15 protein-coding genes and 1 pseudogene are annotated in these 21,568 nt (G+C 38.0%); 2 read left to right on the top strand and 14 right to left on the bottom strand.

Going from position 1 to position 21,568, the window contains the following annotated elements:
• Positions 1–575: 575 nt before the first annotated feature.
• The 3 genes from QNJ50_RS07855 to QNJ50_RS07845 all read right to left on the bottom strand — a co-directional run bounded on the left by QNJ50_RS07855 (position 576) and on the right by QNJ50_RS07845 (position 7,689).
• Complete coding sequence (locus QNJ50_RS07855; protein ID WP_300633808.1) at positions 576–1,766, bottom strand: FtsW/RodA/SpoVE family cell cycle protein; 1,191 nt, start codon at positions 1,764–1,766, stop codon at positions 576–578.
• A 791-nt stretch (positions 1,767–2,557) separates the two neighbouring features.
• Complete coding sequence (locus QNJ50_RS07850; RefSeq protein ID WP_300633806.1) at positions 2,558–3,478, bottom strand: hypothetical protein; 921 nt, start codon at positions 3,476–3,478, stop codon at positions 2,558–2,560.
• A 1,655-nt stretch (positions 3,479–5,133) separates the two neighbouring features.
• A complete protein-coding gene (locus tag QNJ50_RS07845) occupies positions 5,134–7,689 on the bottom strand; it encodes a sialidase family protein (protein WP_300633804.1) in 2,556 nt (851 codons plus the stop codon).
• Positions 7,690–8,410: 721 nt separating this feature from the next.
• Here QNJ50_RS07845 and QNJ50_RS07840 point away from each other — a divergent pair.
• Positions 8,411–8,674, top strand: coding sequence for a hypothetical protein (locus QNJ50_RS07840; protein ID WP_300633802.1), 264 nt, complete (start codon positions 8,411–8,413; stop codon positions 8,672–8,674).
• Positions 8,675–9,023: 349 nt separating this feature from the next.
• On the opposite strand, the gene QNJ50_RS07835 is transcribed toward QNJ50_RS07840, so the two are convergent.
• The 11 genes and pseudogenes from QNJ50_RS07835 to pqqA all read right to left on the bottom strand — a co-directional run bounded on the left by QNJ50_RS07835 (position 9,024) and on the right by pqqA (position 20,482).
• On the bottom strand, positions 9,024–9,227 hold the full coding sequence (locus QNJ50_RS07835; protein WP_027845265.1) for a phycobilisome linker polypeptide: 204 nt from the start codon (positions 9,225–9,227) through the stop codon (positions 9,024–9,026).
• Positions 9,228–9,451: 224 nt separating this feature from the next.
• Positions 9,452–9,937: an allophycocyanin subunit beta gene (apcB, locus tag QNJ50_RS07830; RefSeq protein ID WP_027845264.1), complete on the bottom strand. Its 486-nt coding sequence runs from the start codon at positions 9,935–9,937 to the stop codon at positions 9,452–9,454.
• Positions 9,938–10,006: 69 nt separating this feature from the next.
• Positions 10,007–10,492, bottom strand: a complete 486-nt coding sequence (apcA, locus tag QNJ50_RS07825) for an allophycocyanin subunit alpha (protein ID WP_027845263.1) — start codon at positions 10,490–10,492, stop codon at positions 10,007–10,009.
• Between the two features lie 894 nt (positions 10,493–11,386).
• Positions 11,387–14,137, bottom strand: a pseudogene (locus QNJ50_RS07820) (phycobilisome rod-core linker polypeptide); the annotation flags it as partial.
• A 358-nt stretch (positions 14,138–14,495) separates the two neighbouring features.
• Complete coding sequence (gene pqqE / locus QNJ50_RS07815; protein ID WP_300633798.1) at positions 14,496–15,596, bottom strand: pyrroloquinoline quinone biosynthesis protein PqqE; 1,101 nt, start codon at positions 15,594–15,596, stop codon at positions 14,496–14,498.
• Between the two features lie 103 nt (positions 15,597–15,699).
• Positions 15,700–16,014 carry a pyrroloquinoline quinone biosynthesis peptide chaperone PqqD gene (pqqD, locus tag QNJ50_RS07810; RefSeq protein WP_300633797.1) on the bottom strand — a complete coding sequence of 105 codons (315 nt, stop codon included), beginning with the start codon at positions 16,012–16,014 and terminating at the stop codon, positions 15,700–15,702.
• A gap of 114 nt (positions 16,015–16,128) precedes the next feature.
• Positions 16,129–16,590, bottom strand: a complete 462-nt coding sequence (locus tag QNJ50_RS07805) for a hypothetical protein (protein WP_300633796.1) — start codon at positions 16,588–16,590, stop codon at positions 16,129–16,131.
• 65 nt (positions 16,591–16,655) lie between these two features.
• Complete coding sequence (gene pqqC, locus QNJ50_RS07800) at positions 16,656–17,417, bottom strand: pyrroloquinoline-quinone synthase PqqC (RefSeq protein WP_300633795.1); 762 nt, start codon at positions 17,415–17,417, stop codon at positions 16,656–16,658.
• Positions 17,418–17,772: 355 nt separating this feature from the next.
• Positions 17,773–18,783, bottom strand: a complete 1,011-nt coding sequence (locus QNJ50_RS07795) for a pyrroloquinoline quinone biosynthesis protein PqqB (RefSeq protein ID WP_300633794.1) — start codon at positions 18,781–18,783, stop codon at positions 17,773–17,775.
• A gap of 120 nt (positions 18,784–18,903) precedes the next feature.
• The gene (locus QNJ50_RS07790) at positions 18,904–20,145 is read right to left on the bottom strand and encodes a PQQ-dependent sugar dehydrogenase (protein WP_300633792.1); all 1,242 of its coding nucleotides are present in this window, start codon (positions 20,143–20,145) and stop codon (positions 18,904–18,906) included.
• Between the two features lie 169 nt (positions 20,146–20,314).
• Positions 20,315–20,482, bottom strand: a complete 168-nt coding sequence (pqqA, locus tag QNJ50_RS07785; RefSeq protein ID WP_300633790.1) for a pyrroloquinoline quinone precursor peptide PqqA — start codon at positions 20,480–20,482, stop codon at positions 20,315–20,317.
• 395 nt (positions 20,483–20,877) lie between these two features.
• Here pqqA and QNJ50_RS07780 point away from each other — a divergent pair, with 395 nt between their 5' ends.
• Positions 20,878–21,426 carry a thioredoxin domain-containing protein gene (locus QNJ50_RS07780; RefSeq protein WP_300633788.1) on the top strand — a complete coding sequence of 183 codons (549 nt, stop codon included), beginning with the start codon at positions 20,878–20,880 and terminating at the stop codon, positions 21,424–21,426.
• Positions 21,427–21,568: the final 142 nt, after the last annotated feature.

Here is a 21,568-nt window from a genome sequence, read left to right as displayed (position 1 = left end):
AAATTATCATATCTGTTAAATTAATAGTTTTAGATAGTAATTTATTGAGTGAATGTATAAAAATACAACTTTGGATATCTAACATAACTATTCGCGGCATCAGACTATTGCTAAAAGCAGTAAGAAGACAGGAAACAGGATTACAATGTGCTTTAAACATGAGTTTAAGCTTTTAATCTGTACCTAAATTACTTCAAATTCGCTATGAAACAAGAGAATGAAAATATATTTTTGTTTTAGAAAAAAATTAGAAAATATTGTTTATCAAAAAATATTTCGTTTTAATCAAGCAGATTTAATTGTTTTGTAGTTGGTATCTCAGAGGATATTTGATATTATTTCCACTTAATTATTTATAAAAAATATATTTGTTTGTAGTAGCGCTTTAGCGCCAATATTTGTCTATGGCGCTATTAGCATTAGCGCGTTAGACTCTGTTGCGTTTCTACGGTGTTATTTGTTTAAAAAAAAACTTAACTGAACTGCATCAATATATAAACAACTGGATTTGTCCGAAAACTTATACCTAACCAGATTCTGTAGTGAGATATGAGCCAATTTTCTTCCTGACTATTTTAGCTGAAGAATCTTCGACTTCTCCGTTTTGGTGTTTTGCGATCGTCTTCTCGTAATTGTACAACTTCTGCTTCATTACTCTCACGTGCAACTCTAATTAATAATCCAGCTGCAAGCAGACTTGCAATCATTGAATTACCCCCATAACTAAACAAAGGTAAAGGTAAACCCGTGGTTGGTAAAGCCCCAGTAGTCACGCCAATATGAAGCAATGATTGTCCTACCATCAACAGAGTCATTCCCATTGCAACTAGTCGATGAACAATATTTTCTGATTTGAGAGCGACAATTAAACCCATAGTGGCATAAAGAGCTAACATTGTTAATAATGTCATGCTGCCAATAAAACCAAATTCCTCAGCAAATACCGAAAAAATAAAGTCGGTATCTTGAATTGGTAAATAGTAAAGTTTTTGTTGGGACAATCCAAATCCTGCACCGGATACTCCACCCGAACCAATTGCAAGTAAACTTTGCACTAATTGGTAACCGTCTCCTCTCCGATCCGCCCAAGGATTAAGAAATGACATAATTCGTCTGCGTTGGTATGTTCGGATGCTAATACTCAAAATTGCTAAACCAACTCCTGTGAGAGCGGTTCCTGTTAGTTGCTTGTAGGGTAATCCTGCTGCTAGAGCTACTAGCCAAACTGTCATTCCGCACAAAGAAGCTGTACTTAAATTCGGCTGCGCCAAAATTCCCAAAACGACCAAACAAAAAACACCCAACCAACTCAAGCGAACCCCCCAACTAAGACGATCCCAGCTAGCAAATAATCGGGCGCTTTGTAGTACCAAAAAGGGTTTGATTAATTCTGAAGGTTGAATCGGTATTATTGCTAATCTGCGTGCTGCACCCAAATCTGTTTTTCCCAGTCCTGGAACCAAAGTCAAAAAAATTAAAATTAAGAATAAGAAAATAAACCAATGAGAAGACCGAGTAATCTGACGTAAGGGAATATTACTAACAATATTGAATAAAATTAAGCCCACTCCAACCCATATGAGTTGGCGTTTAAAATAAAACATCCCGTCATTTAAGCGCTCGCTGGAAACCGCAAAAGATGCAGAAAAGAGGGTTACTAAACCAACAAATAGCCAAATTAAGGTTAACCAGCGTAATAAACGTGCTTCCAATGCCCAACTGGAAACAGAGTCGTCTAAAAATGGTATTAAGCGACGTATATTCACGATTGTTACAGGTAAGGTGTAATAATTTTATCTATGAAAAATTTTAGATTCAAGTTAGTCTGTGATATCTAAGGAACATTACAATGTAACAAATATACTGGTTTTAATTTCAGAAATAATTTTGGGGAAGTATAAGTTTGATTCCTGCTCTTTTCCTGATTTTTAGATATTTTGTTCTTGCTGGAAGGGAGAGATTGCATATGTTTGACTTGGTTTATGTGCATAAGGAGATAGGATAAATGGTGCCAGCAGAGTTTATGCTCTATTTAAAGATGCAGTGTGAGTTTTTGTAGGAAAAATACTTAGAGTTAACTTAATTGGTTCCATAGCTTATATTGCTATGGTTGTGAAATAAAATACAAAAGCAAAACGTACAACTTTTTTGGTTAACTCTTATTTCCGGGTGACATACTCACAGTATTTATTGCACCATCAATGTTGTATTACCCGGTAAATTTAAAAATTGAATGGGAAAATGAAAAAAAATAATTAGGTAGGCAAAACTATTTATAGATTTAATATTGATTTATATAATCAATTCCCTGTTTTATCACTCAACAAAATATTAAACCAATTTTGTTCAATTATTTGAGATTAATATTTGAGATTAAACATCAAGAATGAAAATTTCATAAATTGGGAAAAATCCCTAAAAAAAATCCCTAAAATATCTAAATTTTCTGAAAATATCCACTATAAATAAAAACCGAACGCTTCGAGGGAGCGAACGGTCAGCAAAAGGTATTTTCAAACAGGTAAATTTGATGTCACACAATCATTTAACAAATCAATTAACACTTAGAGTTACCCACAAGTGATAGGAATCCTGGATTTTTACAACGGGACAAACGTTCTTTGAGTTCTTCGTTCTTACCTTTGAGACGACTATTCTCTTTTTTAAGTTTTTCATTCTCAGTGATTACCTGTTCCGCTGATTTTGCTGCTTCTTTTTCTTTTTCTAGATTATTATTAAGGGATTCATTTCTGCTTCTGAGAATCGCAAGTTGATTTTTGAGTCGTCTATTTTCAGCAGCAAATTGATTTGCAGATCTTAAGGCAACTTCATTTTCAGTTAAATTATTAATTTCTTTTTCTATTTTAGTTTTAAGAACGCTATTTTCTTTTTTTAATTTCTGATTTTCAAGAGCTACATTCTGAGTTGATTTAATTTCTTCTTTCCCTGCTTCTACTTGTTTTTTGAGATCTGTAATTTGCTTGTCCATGCTTACTTTTTGCTTTTTCAACTTAACAGCTTGAGAGCGAGCTTCTTCAACTCGCTGTCCGGACATAGCATTTTCTCTTGTTTTGTAGATCCCAAAGGCAGTTGCACCAGCTAGACTGAGGAAAGCCACAACAACACTACCGATCACGATTATTTTGGGAATGGTCTTTTTTGCCTTGATGTGTACGATATCGGCTTCTAGATCCTCAATCCTTTCTGCAACTTCTGCTAGTTCTCCTGCTAAGTAATTGCAAATCTCGCTGCTTCCGCTTTTTTCCAGCAATACTTTGTAAAGCCAGGGAATGCGATCGTCAATGGTATCTCTGTGGGGAATGACGTCTTTTCGAATCAATCTTGATACGAACTCACTACCGCTTGCTTCACTCAATGCTTCAAGTCTCTGGACAAGCGCATCCGAGTGTCTCCCATTAATTAGCTTGGGTAGTTGGCGGACCATTGTTTTTAACTGCTGCTTGTTACTGATAGGCATTCCTTACCTCTGCTGGAAGCAAAATTGAGTTGATCGATATCGGTGAATTACATCATCGTGCAATGATTCTCAAAACTTTGATTCAAAAGCTTTGCATTGCAATGATTTTAGTACGTTTTAATTGAGTTGTACTACCAGCGAGGAAACTTGCGTGTTTAGATTGAAAATAGGTCAGTGTTTCCTCCGTTGTTAGTATCCAGAAAAGTTTTAAGATTACATATGTTCCGAGGGAGCTTATTATTTTTTCTGCTAGCAGCCAAAAGACGAGAAATAAAGTGGCTTTGTAGTGAAAAACATAAATTGAGTTAAAAAAATAAATTAAAACTGTACTTCTGTTTTGAGCAAAACCACACTCGCAAATATGTTAGTAGCAGATAGCTGAAAGTTCTTCTCCGTTTAAGGTAAAGTGTGGAATTATCTTACCTCAAGTAGTGAATTTGTAATCTCAAAAAAAAGAAAAAATTTTCAATCAATTGACTTGGGAATGATTGGATTCCCAAATATCGACTGCCCGAAAATTTTAATAAATTGTGATAGTTAATTTTTTCCCAGAGTCGCTGCATGTTTTCTGACGTATAAATAAATGAATACGGTTCAGTTTTAATTTTTTCTGGAGATATCGCAGTGCATTCACTTATAGGATGTTAAATAACACATGATTTTTTATGAAGAATTAGTTTGTAGTCATTTATTCTTTGACGAAAGCCAGTTAAATCACAAATATCTATAGATGATATGATACTAAAAAATTTTAAACTAAATGTATATTATGCCTACACAAGATTAGGTGGCAAAATGCTGCACAACATTGTTTATAAACTGTATAAACTGAGTTAAACACTTTTCTCAATGTTGTAAATATTTGCTTTGATTGAAAAATGCAGGTTTGAGATACGATACGGTTATGGCTGTCGGCAGAGCAACACAATTTGTGTCTAGTAATATTTTCCTGTTGACTTTTAGATTCACAATAGTAGTTATCTCTTTTTTTATTGGTCACTGTTGTCAATTACACGCAAGAATATAGATAGTTTGACTAAGTTCAGACAATCATAAATAACTATAAAAGCGAACTGTACAGACAATTAACATCTTTGTTCCGAATAAAATCACACTTTAGCAAGCAGGATTATAAATTTTTTCATTCAGATATTATCACAACAGTAATTGGAACAAAATAGAAAAAAAATAGCTATTTTAAAAATCACGTAGAATAAAACTTTGTAAATGGTTGCAATTAATACTGTCGTTTTAGGGCAAGATATGATTCGTTCTACCAAACCCTTGATATGTCGGTCTTAATCTTTAAAAGACAACATCATGAATTTGATACTTGAGTATAAAATAGTTAAAAATTAATTGATAATCAATTTGACAATTATTTGACATCATATGTTTGTGAAAATTATCAATAGAAAAATAAACACTTCACAAAAATTTTACGTTTTTGATTGTTTATTATGATTTATTTATTTGTTTGTTCTATAGATGGTATATGCACCCAGTCTAAATTGATTATCAGTTACCAGTTATCAGTTAATACGTTGTGTATATTTACATATGATGCAGTCTTAGCGTTTACTAGCCAAGTATTACAGCCTTCTCAACCTTTACTTATAGGTACAGGCATCTAGCAATTACAGATTAGCAGCATATTACCTGTGTAAATACAAAGATAACTCTTGCGGTTGACAGCTAAGTGTTTCACCGATCATGATTCCACGACCAGTTAAAGCTGCATAAACTAGGTTTGGGGTTCGCATATCACCTTCTAGCCAAGTCAAACCAGGAAATTGTAAGCGTTCGGGATCGCTAATTCTTATCCAAGTTTTACCCATATTTTCCGACTTATATATCGCATCTTTTGTCGCTCCATTGACTCGTCCAAATATGTACATATAAGGCTGTTTATCAGATTTACCTTTACCAAAGGTAATAAATTCGCAGGTGTCAACAGAAGAAACAGTATTAAAAGTTCTGCCCCCATCTGATGAATGGTAAAGTTTATTCCCATTAACATCTTCCGGATTGCGGGCGAAACTCATCCAGACATCGCCTTGCTGGGTGGGGTTAGATACTATGGTTGGACGAATGAGCCAATTAGGAAAACCACTATCAGCACCTTTACGCCAGTTGGAACCACCATCATTACTGTAGAAGAAAGTAGAACCATTAAAGTAATAAAAGGTTTCCCCTTTTGGATCTTGGCGATCGGCGGCTAAGATATACGAACTCAACCAGGGTGAAATTGTATTTGACCAAGCTTTGGGTAAGGCTTCGTAGTGGGCGTGATCGTTATTTTTTGGATCGTAATCATCTGGTCTTGGTGGATGATCAAAATTGAAAGCTAGTTCCCAGGTTCTACCACCATCTTTAGTATAGTGAGGCCAAGTTCCCCAAGTTGGTGTCCAAACCATGTTTTGGGGGTTGGTTGGAGACATAGCAATTTGACCGCCAATTGCAAATGCTTTGTATTGTTCTGAGCCATCGGATTTCCATAAATTTTCTTCGGGTACAGAAGCAAAAGCTGTCCATGTTTTACCATTATCATTAGTGATACCATGAACTGGCCAATTCCCCTGCCATTGGTGAAAACCGACAAAAGCTGCATAGTCGGGTTTCTTGTAGGCGTAGTCCATAGCTGTTGCGCCGGCGACATGGGGAAAGGGAATGGGATAATGTTGCCATTTCGGATTAGCCCATTTAAAATCTGGGTTTATGGGAAGATTAATAGGATTGATTTTGCTATTTGGTACTTGGTAACGTTCGACGTGACGGAAACCTATGGTGTCATGTACTGCACTTAATAAATCTGCTCCTCCCTCATCCTTAGGTTTGGGTGGGACTCTTACCATATTTGCGTCCAATTCTTCTAAATTTTCCATCAACCATTTGTAGTCAGGATTAGAAGCTGTAACATCATCGGTTCGTGCTACCCCCCAACCATTAGTCCACCAAACCTGTTTGGGATTACCAGGATCGATAAAAATAGCAGCGGCTCCACTGGAAGCATCCTCATGATAGTAGCCAGGTGCGGAGGTATTAACATCTTGGGTGAGGGATTTATTTTTGGCACTCATTTCCATGGTTTGCTTCCGCCAATTCCTACCGCTGTCCTCGGAACGATAAACATATTTACCCGAAACAGCCATCACTATATTGGGTTGATTTGCTTGGACTGTTACTGATGAGTAAACTTTATCGTTGCCATCCGGGCTAATATCAGTCCATTTTCCTTGTTGATATTTCTTCAGACTTCTAGGTGATTTTTTTCCTTTTTTGCCCCGAGAGCCAAAGCTAACATACAAAGTACCATCAGATGCCACCACACCTCGTAAAGGATTTTTTTCCCCAACGATATTATTCCAAGATTTTCCTGCATCCCTACTTTGCCACATACCACTACCATGAACACCAACATAAATAGTTTGAGTGGGTTGATTGGGAGCGCCAGTACTTTTATCGAAGGCGACAAATGTAAAGCCAGGAATTTTCTTATTTATTTTTCCATTGGATTTCTTATACTTTGGCAAACTACTAGGATCCGGTAAACCTCCAGATACTTGCTGCCAATCACTTTTACCATCCCATCGCCATAGTCCATCTCGACGGGATGCAAAATATACTAAACCTTCCTGGTTGGGGTCTGCAACTAAGCGTTCGCCAGTATCGGAACGATAAGCTTCATTGGGACCAACAAAAATATTTTTACTGCCTAAATTACTTGGACGCCAAGTTTTGCCTCGATTATCAGAGACGATAACTTCGCCTGAGTATTTGTACTTTAATTTGCCGTTGTCGTCAAATGTTCGGCTACGGCGATTGATTGCAGCATAGACTCTTCCATTTTTTTGGGGGTCTATTGCTACGCTTTCGACTCCAACTCCACCCCCAGAAAAGCTGGTATCGAACATGTCCATTAGGGGTAACCAGCGGTTTTTATCTCTGTTAAAGCGATAAGCTCCACCCACATCTGTACGGATGTAAACATCATAGGGCGCTGATGGAGAAACCACTAAACCTGTGACATAGCCCATTCCCTGAATATTTACACTTCTCCAATGAAAGTTATTGATTGGATTTGATGATGCAGACAATAGGATTGAGTTATTCCAGGTGATTAATATTAGTGCTGTAAATATGCTTAAAAATAAAAAACTAATTCGACGTAATGAATATAGAAAAGTACGAATAAAATTTGATGTATCCATTATTAATCTATATGTCCAGTATTAGACACAAATCTTTTCAAAGTTATTAACGTTTTTAAAAACTTTAACACCGATCTAAAATATGGTGGATTGTTGCTTGGAAGCAATACTTCCTTGGGTTGAGTTGGTAATTAGGTAATTGGTGATGACTTGTAAACAAAAATTGCACTAAGTCATACAGGAAATATTTTGCAGATAACCCAATCTAAGACATCTCCAGATAAAGAAATTTTGGATTTCTCACAGAATATCTTACCGTGAAGACCGCAGTTTCCTAAATACTCGTTTCTTTTTTAGAGAGAATCACAAACTGCAAATTATAAGCAGCTTTCATACCGACTCTACTTTCGTTGATGAATTTATCCGTTTCTTCATATTTTGTGCGACGGGTTGAAGAATCATGTAATGCATTATCTCACGATCAAATTCGTGAAATATAGCGCTACGCGCAAGTCAAATGAAAATCGATAGAACAAAACGATGAAAAACAAAACTGACGATGTTAAAAAATATCAAACTTTTCAAATCTTTTCGAATGTAACATTATCCTCATACTTATCTTAAAATTGAATATCTTTTGCTACCCTCTATGCCCAGAGTCGTACGATATTTCCGAAGGGTAAAATTCCAAGTTTAGTAATATTTTTCTGAGAATATGTTATGGTAACTAGCTCTTACTCACTATTGCTTGTATATGATTTTAGGAACAATCTATTAGTCTATGCCTAAATTTTGGGTAATGGTTATCGGCTTATTCACCGCAATTTTAATGAATATTTTCACTGGGTTCTATAAGTTGCGGTGGTCAATTAAAGATGCTGTACCTGCAACATTAATAATGTGTGTTACAGCTTTACTTGCTGCTTTACTTGATGATGCGATCGCTGAATTGTTAGAAATAGATGGTCAGTTTGTCACTATCCCACTTATATTGATTTTAGTTATTGGTGCCTTGACTTTATATAAGGAAGTTATGGTTTCATAAATATTTTGTATTCCCTTAATTAACAGTTATGACACTAAGTGCAAGTCTAAACTTTAATAATCATAAGTTTTAGCATTTATGAATCTCCTAACCTAATGATGTACTGCTATATATGACATGGCTAGAGAAGTTATTTTTGAATATTAGTTATTTTTGAATATTAATACTCAGAATCTGAATACCTAGAGAGTATTTTAATATTTCAGTTTTCTAAAGATTTATAATTGTAACACTAGAAGTTTGTAGAGATTTGACAATTATTCAGACAAAAAAGAGGTCCCCACTGACCCCTTTGCAACTCCCTTAAAAAAAATATTTAACTTGCATATTTAATTTGTCAAAAAATAAATTAGAGTAAACCAGTATTGGTTCCTTGCTTTCCTGTAGCTAGTTGTACTTTAACAATTTTTCCACCCATTTTTTGAATTCGTTGCTGTTCGCTGAACCAATTTTCGTAAGGAACTAACTTAGTAAAAAATGTATTTTGTAATTCGCGTTGGGTACGAGTTCTGGTTTTGCTAGGAACGCAAGCTGTAATTTTAAACATTCGCATGGTGTAAAGTCCCCAAATAATAAGTGGAAAATTGCTTATTTCAAAAATAACAGAATTTTTCTTTATCTAATTATTCAAAGGCTGGAAATCAAACGTCAATACTAAAGCACCAACACTCATCAATCATCATCTGAAGAAGATAAGCAATATCAGACTTTAACACTCACGGCTGATTTCCAGACCTTAACAAGATTACAAAAGCACCTTATTAAGTGCTAGAACTCCTAGCTTAAGCCAGAGCAAATATAGTCGAAGTAAACGCCCATTTCTTTACCTGCGTCAGGACCAACCAAGCTAGCGGTAACTTCTTTCATTGCTTGGATTGCTTGCACGGTAGAACCAACAGGTACACCCAAAGAGTTATAGGTTTCTTTCAAACCGTTAAGTACGCGTTCGTCGAGAATGGAGGGATCGCCAGCCAACATTGCATAGGTGGAATAGCGGAGGTAATAATCTAAGTCACGGATACAAGCTGCATAGCGGCGAGTAGTGTACATGTTACCGCCGGGACGAGTAACATCAGAGTACAACAAGGACTTAGCTACTGCTTCTTTAACGATAGCTGCTGCGTTAGCGCTGATAGTGGTTGCAGCACGTACGCGCAACTCACCAGTAGCGAAATAACCTTTGAGCTTATCCATCGCAGAAGAATCAAGGTATTTACCTTGAACGTCTGAAGAATTAATGACAGAGGTAATTGCGTCTTGCATCTTGTCGATTCCTTATTTACAAGCGTTTTGTAATACTGCTTTTTGTGGATAATTTAGGGATGTTTCTGTTTACTGGAGAGCACCAGCTACATAGTCGAAGTAAGAGCCAGCTTCAGCAGCATCTTCTGGAGACATCATACCGGTCGCAACACCCTTCATCGCACGTACACTTTCAGAAACTGCATCAATGGGAGTTCCAAGAGACTTGTACATCTCACGTACGCCCACAATTCCAATTTCTTCGATGGGAGTAGTGTCACCTGCAACGATACCGTAGGTAACTAAGCGGAGGTAGTAATCCATGTCCCGCAAGCATGTTGCAGTCATTTCTTGACCGTAAGCGTTACCACCAGGAGAAACAACGTCAGGACGCTTTTGGAAGAGCTGGTCGCCAGCTTGCTTAACAATCCGTTCCCGGTTGTCAGTCAACATCTGAGCAATTTGGAGGCGGCGCTGACCGCTGGTAACAAAGCTTTTGATCCGATCTAGTTCGCCGGGGCTGAGATAACGGGCTTCAGCATCCGCATTCACAATAGATTTTGAGACGATACTCATGATTTGGATTCCTCCAATACTAGATAAAACCAGGTTTACTTAAACTGGTGTGAATTTATAGACCAACTGAGTTTCACTCAGTAACACTCCCACAGCCCGACATTGGGTAGAACATTTACTTCACAGGGAGCTAAAAGCTTTACCCTGGACAAGTATTAATTGCACCTTTTCACGGGGAGGGCTAAAGAAGCACTAAGCTTTTTTAACTTGTCTTCCTCGGAAATATTTTCGGGCATTGTGATGAGTAAATATGACTGTTTTTAACAGTTTGTAACATTTTCTTTCAGAATTACTATGATACTTGCAGTTTGAGAACTTTGTAAACTCTTGTTGCGATTCCATGAATTTACTCATATCTATCGCTGACAGATTGAATTCAAATTGCAATTTGAACTTAAATTGAAATTTGAATTTTCTGAATTTAGCGAACTCATTAGTGGTTTTATTGTTCAAAATATAAACCTTATGATTGCTGTTTTTATTTGCAAAAATTTGTCCAGTTCTCAAACAAAGCCTTTCGAAAAAAGACAGGTTTTTTCAAAAAAATACTTTTGACAGGTATCTCCACGTAAATACTGAAGCAATGACATAATTTTATATCATGTCATATTTGTACACATTGGTAATGGGTAATTAGCAATTAGTTAAAGCATATTTTATAACAGATGTTTACCTCAATCGATATAACTATTGATATCGCTTGAATAAAACAGCTCGCTGATACGCTTATTACCCTTGCCTGTTACCCATTACCAGTCAAAATGGTGTTAAAAATGTTCACCAAGCCAAGAACAAAAACATTTAAGCAAGAATAATAAAGTTTAAAATCTTACTCTGCTTAAAATCTTATTCTGATTGATTTACGCGACCGATATAATTACCCTCTTGTTGGGTACTCATATTTGCAATCGCTAATCCCATCATTGGCATTTGTGCTACATCCATCTTGGGCTTAACTGGCTCAAAACTGGGTACAACCACGTCATCATTCTGTTTGGTGAGTTGGTTATACAACCTTTGAGTATTGGGGAAGTTTGCTGCAGGAAGGGTTGGAAAACGACGATAAGGAACCGTATCTTCGTTAAATACCTCAGCATACTCCATAGTATTAAGCATAGCTCTAATAAAGGCGCGAATACCCTGAGTAGCTAAAATTTGATTGTATTTACGAATTTCTTCTTGATTTAATGGTGCACGTCCGAGGAAGTGCTTGGTTCCCAATTCAATCACCTTAGTGTTGGGATATGGGGTGTAAAATTCTTTCAAGTAAAGGCTAGAACAACCCAAACCTTCAATAAATTCCTTGACTGTAATTTCACCGTTACCCAACTTACTTTCCAGATTCTTGAATTCCGCCGAAGAGGTGATATAGGGTTCAATATCACGTTCAAAAATCTGACGGTATGCAGCACGAATCGCATTTTTAACTGCGACCTTATCGTTGAGACCCGCAACCAACTTAAAGATTTTTGTTTGTTCCCGTTGTTTAGATACACCCTGGTTAATCCGGAATTGGATATCTGGTTCGCCCCGTTTATCAGCAACTGCACCCAACTCCACAAAGCGAGGTGTAACTTCTTTGACGACTTTGGGACCAATGTCAGGACGCATGCTACCGGGACGCATTTTCCGTAATGCTAAACCCCCAGGTGTTAAATACCGTTCGTAAGGAACTGTATCTTCACCAAATGCTTCGCTGTATTCCGTGCTGTCAATAATTGCATCAACTACAGCATAGAAACCTTTCTTTGATGCGATATCAAAGTATTTGTTAGTTTCTTGACGCCCGTAGGTGGGACGACCTAACAAACGACGATGGATATACTCGATCGCTTTCATTACATACAGCGATGTCCAGTACATCTTGCGGAAAACATCAGATTTTGCCAAAGTACGGATGAATTCCCGTACAGAAATATCACCGTTTTCCAGTTTTATTTCTGCGACTTTTTGTCGTTGACCGTCGTAGACATCACGTCCAAATACTTGTAGATAAGCACCTCTAATTACAGCTTGGGTTGAACTTTCACTGTACTGAATACTTCTGGCTTTAGTACCTGTACCGGGAAGTTGGTCTAAGCGGAATATTTTCTTTGCACCTAAAGAACCTGGGAACTCACCTCTAGCTCCGGGGTTGCTATTTTGATTATTAGTTGGTGGTCCTTGGTGAATTAATAGGCGCTTAGTATCTTTACCAAAGAAAGCCGGACTAGTGCTGGGATTACGAGTTTCTTTGGAGAAAATAGCTCCGAACTGGATTTCTAATGGATCGTTTCCAGAACCATAGGGATGTTGATCTGGTAATGGTTGGTTATAAGCCGCGAATGTGGTAATAAACTGGGGAATTTTCCGGAATGGTGCGCTGTAATTCAACAGATCTTGTTGTGGTCCCCAATTGCGACATTCTTGGGCTTCTTGACCCAAACCGCGAAGATAGGGTACTGTCTCTTCACCAAAATAATCGGAATATTCTTGAGAATCTACCAAAGCATTAATTAATGCTGGCAAACCACCCTTAGAAATAATGTCAAAGTATTTTTGTACTTCTTCACGAGAACTGGGACCGCGACCAAGGATATGGCGGAAAGCGAGTTCCAGGGCTCTACTGTTAATGAAAGGTTCGTAAAATTGCTTGCGGTATAAAGGAGATTTCCCAAGACGACGGACAAACTCTTTCATTGAGATGTCGCCATTTTTGACTTGGGATTCTAAATAAGAAATTGACTGACCGTAAGCACGGGTGATGTCTCGTTCAAAAATCTGTCGATATGCAGCTTTTACTACGTCATTTTTCTCGCTTGCAGACAAACCGGGCTTCATGACAAATTTTTGCCTGCGCTCTGCTGCATTAAAGTAAATTTGAGGTAGTTGTAAGCCTTGTTGGTCAACGCTATCACGCTGACGTACTTTATTTGAAGGGGTGGGTGCTTTGAATTCTCCAATCAAAACATCCATATATTGGGATATGATTTCCGTCGCTTCTGGGTCTTGACGGAAATAAGATAACGAAGCAACTTTTATTTCCTGTAAGGCTACTAAGGTTGCATCCGTAGAACAGGCGTTCTCAATAATTTCTCGCAAACCCCTGGTATTTACAACCAAAATATTAGGGTCGCCAGCAACTATTGCATAAGTCCCATAACGTAAAAACCACGACAAGTCCCGCAGACTTTTAGCCATGTTGCTAGGACCATAACGAGTAACGTTAATGGGTCTAAAACCTGCTGGTGTTGGGCCACTAGGAGTATTAAAAATTGAACGTAAATTTTCTAAGAACCCACCTCGTGTTTCCACGTAGGTAACGGTTCCTAGTTCCATTTCTCTTTTGATATCCATCCCAGAACCAACAGCAGCCATTGCCATTTCCGGCTCTGGCTCCCTAGGCTTTTCCAAGAAAGCCATTGGCGAACCACCAACAAAAATTCGGTTGGCAGCCCGAGAGACAATTATCTCAGAATTATCTGTCAAAACTTTGGCAATTTCCAACCGTTTTGCACCAGAAGCAAAATAAGTGCTTAACTCACTCAATTCTCCTCTTTCGAGAAAACGGTCTTGCTGTTCTGCTTGGGTAATTGTTGCCAAAGCTACAGTTTGATATAGTTGCGGACGCGCAACTGAGCTTCCACCACTTGCCTTAACACTCATCGGATTTGTAAAACTCCCATCATATTTTTCCTGTGTTAAGCCTGGATTTTTTTTGGGGCTGGATACAAGGACTGCGCTACCGCTTTCCGAGTGTTGCCTTCCAGACTGCAAAAAAATAACCCAGTAGCTTTTAGATTAAAACTTTTTGAGATCTATCAGGGTCTTTATTAAGAATTATGTAGGTATTAAAATCAATCACGGTCTAATTTTGGGATGCTTCACATCTAAATTTTCCAACTTATCTGAGAAAAAGTCTAAATTTTGTGAGTAATGTTTGCAAATCTTCAATTTTTGGGACTGGGGATTGGCGATTAGAGATTTAATCTCAAATAAGTATTAAAAGTAACTTTATTATGCTTTATTTTCGACGATATTTTAGAGAAAAATTTTGTTCTAGCTGTGCGCGATTACGAACAGCGACAATGCGATCGTGATGAGGTGAAAGATGACAAACTGGATCGGTTGCATTTTCATCTTGTGCGATCGCAAAAGCCTGACAGCGACAACCACCTTGATCGAGTTCTCGTCTTAGAACACCTTTCTCGTTTGTAAGTTCGCAACTTTGACAAGGTTCAGGTATCCAGTCATCACCACGAAAACGGTTGAAAGCTGGAGATTCATACCAAATCCATTCCAAAGAATGGTCGCGGATATTGGCGAATTCTAAACTTGGGATAATACTTGCGGCTTGACAAGGTAATCCGTTTCCATTGGGTGTTACTACAATAGTGCGTTCTCCCCAACCTCCCATACAGGGTTTGGGATATTCTGCATAGTAATCGGGAATCACATAAATGATACCCATAGGAATTTTATTGCGCTTTCGAGCCGCAGTCACTGCTTGTTGGGCTCTTTGAAGTTGCTCGCGACTCGGTAATAAAGCTTCACGGTTTTTAAACGCCCAACCATAGTATTGAGTATTTGCTAGCTCTACACGATCTGCTTGTAATGTTTCGGCTAATTCGAGGATTTCTTCAATTCTGTCTAAGTTCTGACGGTGGAGGACAAAATTAAGGGTTAGGGGAAATCCTAATTCTTTGACTAGAAGTGCAGCAGTAATTTTTTGTTCGAAGGAGGTAATTCCTGCGATTCGATCTGATTCAGAAGCGCGACTATCTTGAATGCTAATTTGGATGTGATCTAAGCCTAGTTCGCGCAGTTTTGTAGCTCGCGATCGCGTGATTAGGGTTGCAGCAGTTACCAAGGTGGTATAGAGTCCCAAAGTTGCAGCTTTTTCAACCAATATTTCTAAATCTTGACGCAGTAATGGTTCTCCACCTGAAAGTCCGAGTTGTAGTACTCCTAAACTTCTTGCTTGTTCAATAACCTGCAACCATTGATTTGTATCGAGTTCTTGACGATATTTACTACTACCCCAATCTATGGGATTGGAACAGTAGGGACAAGCTAAAGGACAACGATAGGTTAGTTCCGCAACCAGGCTGAATGGTCTATTCATGATGATGGGGAAGTGTGGGAGGTGTGGGAAGTGTGGGAGGTGTGGGGAGTGTGGGAAGTGTGGGAAGTTTGAAATGGTTAAAGGCTTTAAAATTTAGACAATTCTATAGATTATTTGGCGTTTTGTTTGATTTATTGCTCTCAAACCTAACTAATCCTCGCGCAGCAAGTTGGGATAAAAAATGATGTACATCTACATCAATATTAGGTGATGGATATTTAATGGTTAGTTCTGCAATAATTTCACTTACGGTGTGACATTCGCAATTGCAAAGCTCTAATATTGCTAGAGCTGTTTTATTTAGTACTAGAGTACCTTCAGGAAATAACAGGAATGACTGTTGTCTCACTTCATCCCAAAACAAACGCACTCCAGGAGCTAAATAAGGACGAGTGTCTGAATGAATTTTTATGAACATTTTGGAAATTAAATATTTTAGAAATAGATTTATTTTATCTGTGTGCTTGGTAATGGGTAATGGGTAATTGGTAAAATCTATTGACAAATTAAAGACTAAATTAAGATATATATTTTAGTGTGGCTGCTGTGTATTTAATTTATTGATTGCAACTTGAAGTAATAGAGCTGTTCCTAGACCCCAAGCACCATTGAGCATCAATCCTGTTGCAATTCTTTTGATTTCCCAACCTCCAGCAAACGACATACCTTTGAGGGGTGAAACAATAAATAAGAATACAGCAGTCGGAGCAACTGCTCCAAATAATAATGCAGTTAACCAATAAGATAATTTATTGCGTAAAGGAAGAGTCAGAACAGCTAAGATCACACCCCAAACACCACCCCAAAATGATATTGATACAATTACAGGTATCCCAAAAGGTTGAGTTGGGTTTGTTGGGTAAGGAGTAGCTTCAATAAAGTTAATCAGATTTAAAAGAGCTAACATTCCCTGGTGAAACAGAATCACCGAAATAAATCCCGCCACAAAAGCGAAAAATAAACGTAAAATCTGATTCTGATGTCGATCTAACATTGGACTTAATTTAGATTTTTAGTAATTAGATTTTTAATAACCAGATTGTTAGTAACCAGATTTTTCTAATGATTAATAATTGGACGGGTTTCACCTCGTTCAATTGCTTCTAACTGACTCCATAAAAGATCGCATTTAAAAGCTAAAGCTTCTACTGCTGCTTGCTGCATTTCAAATGTCCGACAACGTTGCAAAACTAAATTTAGTGCATAGCTTGCATCTTGAGGTGCTTGCTTTAATCGCACTCGAAAATAATCAAATCCGGCTTTATCAATCCAAGGATAGTGTTTTTCCAAAGCAATCAGGCGATCGCGAATCGCATCAGGACCAAATAATTCTGTCAAGGAAGATGCTACAGCTTCGATCCAAGGTTTTGTTCTGCAAAAGTTAACGTAAGCATCAACTGCATAGCGAACACCTGGTAATACAGCTTGTCCTTTCAGCATTTTTTCTCTGTCCAGTCCGACAGCTTCTCCAAGTTTCAACCAAGCTTCGATTCCACCTTCTGAACCGGTATGTCCATCATGATCGATAATACGGCTAATCCATTCCCGACGTATATCCCGCTCGGGACAGTTTGATAAAATTGCTGCATCTTTTAAAGGTATGTTTTGCTGATAATAAAAACGATTAAGCACCCAGCGTCGAACTTCTTCAGGGTTTAATTCTCCTGCATTCATACGTTGATGAAAAGGATGGAGATGGTGATAACGGCGATGTTGAGCGCGCAGATTGGCTTCAAATTCTTCTTTTGTCCAGGGTTGTTGGGAAATTTTTTCTGAAGTATTTGAATCTGAGATAGATGATAGTGGTGTTTGTAGTGACATGGGAATGAAGAAAGAAACAAGAACAGAGGCTGTAAATGGTGAATAAGGAAGATATTTAGGGGTAAATTGATAGTTAAATTTATCGGATTTTAAACTTCATTTTTTAACCTTAATTGAGCGTATTTTCAGGAAAATTGTAGTTGATTCTAAGATCCCCCTAAATCCCCCTTGAGAAGGGGGACTTTGACCCAATTTTTTCTAAATCATCACATTAACGAGGAATTTAGGAAAAATTTATGATGTTTTACTTATAACTAGCAACTTGAGTTATTTATGGCATAAATTCACTCATTCACTTATCGGAACTTAAACAGAGAATAGGAAAAAGTTTTCTCGAGTTTATAAGTGCTTAAGTTTATATTTCTAAAGTCAGTCCGTCATAACCAATTTCAATACCTGCATCTTTTACTACCTGATGTTCGGGTGAATTGGGAATCAAAATTGGGTTGGTATTATTTATATGAACTAATATTTTCCGTGGCTTTGAAGATTGAGGTACTTTAGAGTTTTGGGACTTTAATTTACTAAGTTTCATAATGCAACCATCATCACCAGAGAGTGGTAAATGTCCCATATCAAAAGCGGTACGAGAACCTATTCCCAATGATGGAAGTTCTTCATTTTGCCAAAAAGTACCATCGACTAAAATACAATTACTGTTTGCAAAGCGTTCTTGTAAAGAATCATTTAATTGTCCGAGTCCTGGAGTATAGGTTAGTACACCGCCAGTTTTGCGATCGCGAAATGTTAAACCAATACCCCATATTTCAGGCTCATCATTCTTGTTACCTTCTTTAGTTTTGTGACTCTCTTCATTTTCGTTTTCTTCACCCCCTTTAGTTTTTTGCATATATTTGGGAGGCTTAGTAGATAAGGGAAATACCTCAACATCTAGATCGGGAGAATCGGAGTTGATTGGTGTGAGACTTTCTCCTGGTTTGAGGGGAAACCATTCTACACCGCAATAGTTTTGTAAAGTAGAAAAAAGTGGGTAACCAGTTGTTAGTCCGCGCTTAACGGAATATGTACTGTAGACTTTTAAAGGTTGAGCGGACTCCCGCAATAAAATTAATCCGGTAGTATGGTCAATCTCACCATCGGTAAGTATGATTCCAGCAAAGGGATTGGAACGTTTACTTTCGTTTAATGAAAGCTCTGTTTCTTCTGTTCGTAGCATTTCCAATTGCTGACGCACATCAGGGGAAGCATTGATTAAAAACCAGGGACCATTATCAGACCTAACTGCGATCGAAGATTGCGTTAAACTTTTTGCTTCACCCCTACGTGCTTTCTGACAACCAGGACAATTACAATTCCATTGAGGAAATCCTCCTCCTGCTCCTGCACCCAAAATTTTGACTAGCATGATTATTGGCGATTGGTAATTGGTAATTGGTAATTATTTCTTACTTCTTACTCATTACTCCTTACTCATTACTCATTACTCGTTACTACTCCTTACTCCTTACTCCTTACTCCTTACTCCTTACTTTTCTTCAAGGCGAATTAATTCTCCATCAGCTTGATCTGTCAATATATATAACAAGCCGTCTGGACCTTGACGAACGTCGCGCACGCGCTGACCAATATCAATAGATTTCTGGCTGACAACATTACCTTTCTCATCTAAGTCAATGTGACGGACATCGCGAGATACTAATCCCCCCGCAAATAAATCGCCTTTCCATTCTTTGAAGCGATTAGCTCGTTGAGCATCCGCAGAGCGAACGCCATTGTAAAAAGCTAGTCCTGAAGGTGCAGTTGCAGGTGTCCAAACTACTTTTGGATCTTCCATCCCAGGGCGAGAACGTTCTTGAGATATCTCTCCTCCAGTATATTCCTTACTGTGGGTAACTACTGGCCATCCATAATTTTTCCCTGCTTCTACTAAATTTAGTTCATCACCACCCCTTGCACCATGTTCTGTTGACCAGACTCTGTTGTTGGCTGGATCGTAAGCAAGTCCCTGGATATTACGATGTCCGTAACTCCATATTGCAGGAGAAGCATTTGCAGTTTTTGCAAAAGGATTATCTTTAGGAATGGAACCATCGTCGTTAAGACGTAAAACTTTACCAAGATGACTGTTTCGATTCTGAGCTTGTTTGCGAATAAAGTCACCCTCTAGCCTAACTGGTGGGTTACCCCCATCACCAATTGCTAGCAACATGGTGCGATCGGGTAACCAAATAATACGCGATCCAAAGTGCTGTCCGCCTGACTTGGGTTGGGAGACTTCAAAGATTACTCGTACGTCACCTAATGTTTTACCATCAAATGTTGCTCTTGCAAGTCGGGTTCGATTGGCGTTATTACTTCCGTGAGAGTAGGTGAGGTAAACAAAACGATTTTTGGCGAAATCTGGATGTAGCGAAATTTCCATCAATCCGCCCTGATTCACCGCAAATACTTCGGGAAGACCACCAATTGGATTTGGATCGAGTTTTCCGTCGCGTACAATACGAAGTCGCCCTGGTCTTTCTGTAATTAGCATAGCTCCATCTGGTAACCATGCCATACTCCAAGGGTGTTCTAAACCTCTAATTAAGGTTGTTTTTTGGAAGTTTTCAGTAGCAGTATTGGTACTTGCAACATTGGTACTCGATTCAGAATTTACTGATGAATTTTCGTTTTCAGCAGCAGTGGAAGTATCGGGTACATTTTCGCAACCAACCGCAAACAAAGCGATAGCTATTATTCCAATAAACCACTTTAAAGGAGCCAACACACTCCCACCCCCTCATCAATAATTGTTTTCATAGCTATTTGAAATGTGCTCCAGGCTATTTAAGCAGATTTAGGTTTTAAATCTAGTCTTGACTCAATATAGAAAAAACTTTCTTTTTCGTTGGAACCCTTACTCGATAGTCAATCTAAAACTGTATCTAAATTATTAATTATTGCCAGCGAGCGACATAAGCTGTCACTTCCATACATAGATTGAGTTCTTCAAAATCCGGTTTTTCCCAACTTTCTGGATTGCGTATGGATTGGCGAGATGTAGGAACATCTGGCTGAGTATCTCGATCATTTTTTTGAGAAGATAGCTTTTTTGGTGTAGTCATAATATTTACATCTACCTCAGTAATGAATTATTTACACCTGTTTGACCTTCTTTCTTTATGCTTTTGTCAGTGGTCGCGCAAGTCATCAAATAATTACACTTCTTTATTCTGACAAACAAAAGTGACACAAGGATGTCAAAAGTATACTTTTTCTCTATGGATACTCAAAGGTTCTGTGGTATTTTAAATGCTTGCTTCATATTTACCGAAATATGCTACTGATTGCTGCACTTTCGCCGAAAAACTTTTAAAAGCATTTTTACCTTTAAAATATTTTGTCTTTACAGAAAAAACACGAATTATTCAATTAAATAGTATTTAATTTTTTTTTCCGGAGTAAATCCAATTTAGCTTGAGATTTGTATAACAGGTAAAGCCTATTATCAATTGACATCATGACTGTGAAGCAACAACACAACTTAACCGCGAAAATGTTGAAGCTGCTGGGTTTAGTCGGTGCTTTGGGAATTGCTATTACTACGGTAGCCTGTGGATCTGAAAATAATGTTGCTTCAGAGGGTGAAGCAAATAGTCAAACAAATGCAGTAGAGAATGTCAAACCTGAAGCTGTTCAGGTCGCAGATGTCAAGCCATTAGCGCAGGAACTACAAGGTAAACCTGTACTTGTTGATATTTATGCTACATGGTGTTCGGGATGTCGCAAAATTAAACCTGCGTTGGACGGACTCAAACAGCAGTATGGTGACTCAGTTAATTTTGTGGTTTTGGATGTAACGGATAAGGGAACTACTGAAACTGCAGAAGCTAAAGCTCAAAAGTTAGGTTTAGAAAGTTTTTTTGAAGCTAACAAAGCGAAAACAGCGACTGTTGGAATTCTCAATCCTGATACGGGTGAAGTATTGAAATTATTTCAGAAAAATCCCAATAAGGCTGATTATGCAGAAGTTTTAGATTCTGCGATCGCTGCGCAGAAAGCCTCTTAGGCGTTTATCGCATAACTGAAATAAGGAGTATTTGTTGACACTCTGCCGTCCTATAAGGACGGAGATTCTTAGTTCAACGAGTCCACTTAAACTAAATTCCTTACGGTATCTAGCCCAGAGATGGTTCTCTCCTTAAGCGTTT

The sequence above is a fragment of the Mastigocoleus sp. MO_188.B34 genome (assembly GCF_030065675.1).
In the GTDB taxonomy this organism is placed as follows: Bacteria; Cyanobacteriota; Cyanobacteriia; order Cyanobacteriales; family Nostocaceae; genus Mastigocoleus.
This window is presented reverse-complemented; position numbering and strand designations above follow the sequence as displayed.

Excerpts from the sequence above, each read along its gene's own strand:
- QNJ50_RS07850 (WP_300633806.1), bottom strand. The coding sequence starts at position 3,478 with ATGCCTATCAGTAACAAGCAGCAGTTAAAAACAATGGTCCGCCAACTA.
- QNJ50_RS07845 (WP_300633804.1), bottom strand. The coding sequence starts at position 7,689 with ATGGATACATCAAATTTTATTCGTACTTTTCTATATTCATTACGTCGA.
- QNJ50_RS07840 (WP_300633802.1), top strand. The coding sequence starts at position 8,411 with ATGCCTAAATTTTGGGTAATGGTTATCGGCTTATTCACCGCAATTTTA.
- QNJ50_RS07835 (WP_027845265.1), bottom strand. The coding sequence starts at position 9,227 with ATGCGAATGTTTAAAATTACAGCTTGCGTTCCTAGCAAAACCAGAACT.
- apcB (WP_027845264.1), bottom strand. The coding sequence starts at position 9,937 with ATGCAAGACGCAATTACCTCTGTCATTAATTCTTCAGACGTTCAAGGT.
- apcA (WP_027845263.1), bottom strand. The coding sequence starts at position 10,492 with ATGAGTATCGTCTCAAAATCTATTGTGAATGCGGATGCTGAAGCCCGT.
- pqqE (WP_300633798.1), bottom strand. The coding sequence starts at position 15,596 with ATGAATAGACCATTCAGCCTGGTTGCGGAACTAACCTATCGTTGTCCT.
- pqqD (WP_300633797.1), bottom strand. The coding sequence starts at position 16,014 with ATGTTCATAAAAATTCATTCAGACACTCGTCCTTATTTAGCTCCTGGA.
- QNJ50_RS07805 (WP_300633796.1), bottom strand. The coding sequence starts at position 16,590 with ATGTTAGATCGACATCAGAATCAGATTTTACGTTTATTTTTCGCTTTT.
- pqqC (WP_300633795.1), bottom strand. The coding sequence starts at position 17,417 with ATGTCACTACAAACACCACTATCATCTATCTCAGATTCAAATACTTCA.
- QNJ50_RS07795 (WP_300633794.1), bottom strand. The coding sequence starts at position 18,783 with ATGCTAGTCAAAATTTTGGGTGCAGGAGCAGGAGGAGGATTTCCTCAA.
- pqqA (WP_300633790.1), bottom strand. The coding sequence starts at position 20,482 with ATGACTACACCAAAAAAGCTATCTTCTCAAAAAAATGATCGAGATACT.
- QNJ50_RS07780 (WP_300633788.1), top strand. The coding sequence starts at position 20,878 with ATGACTGTGAAGCAACAACACAACTTAACCGCGAAAATGTTGAAGCTG.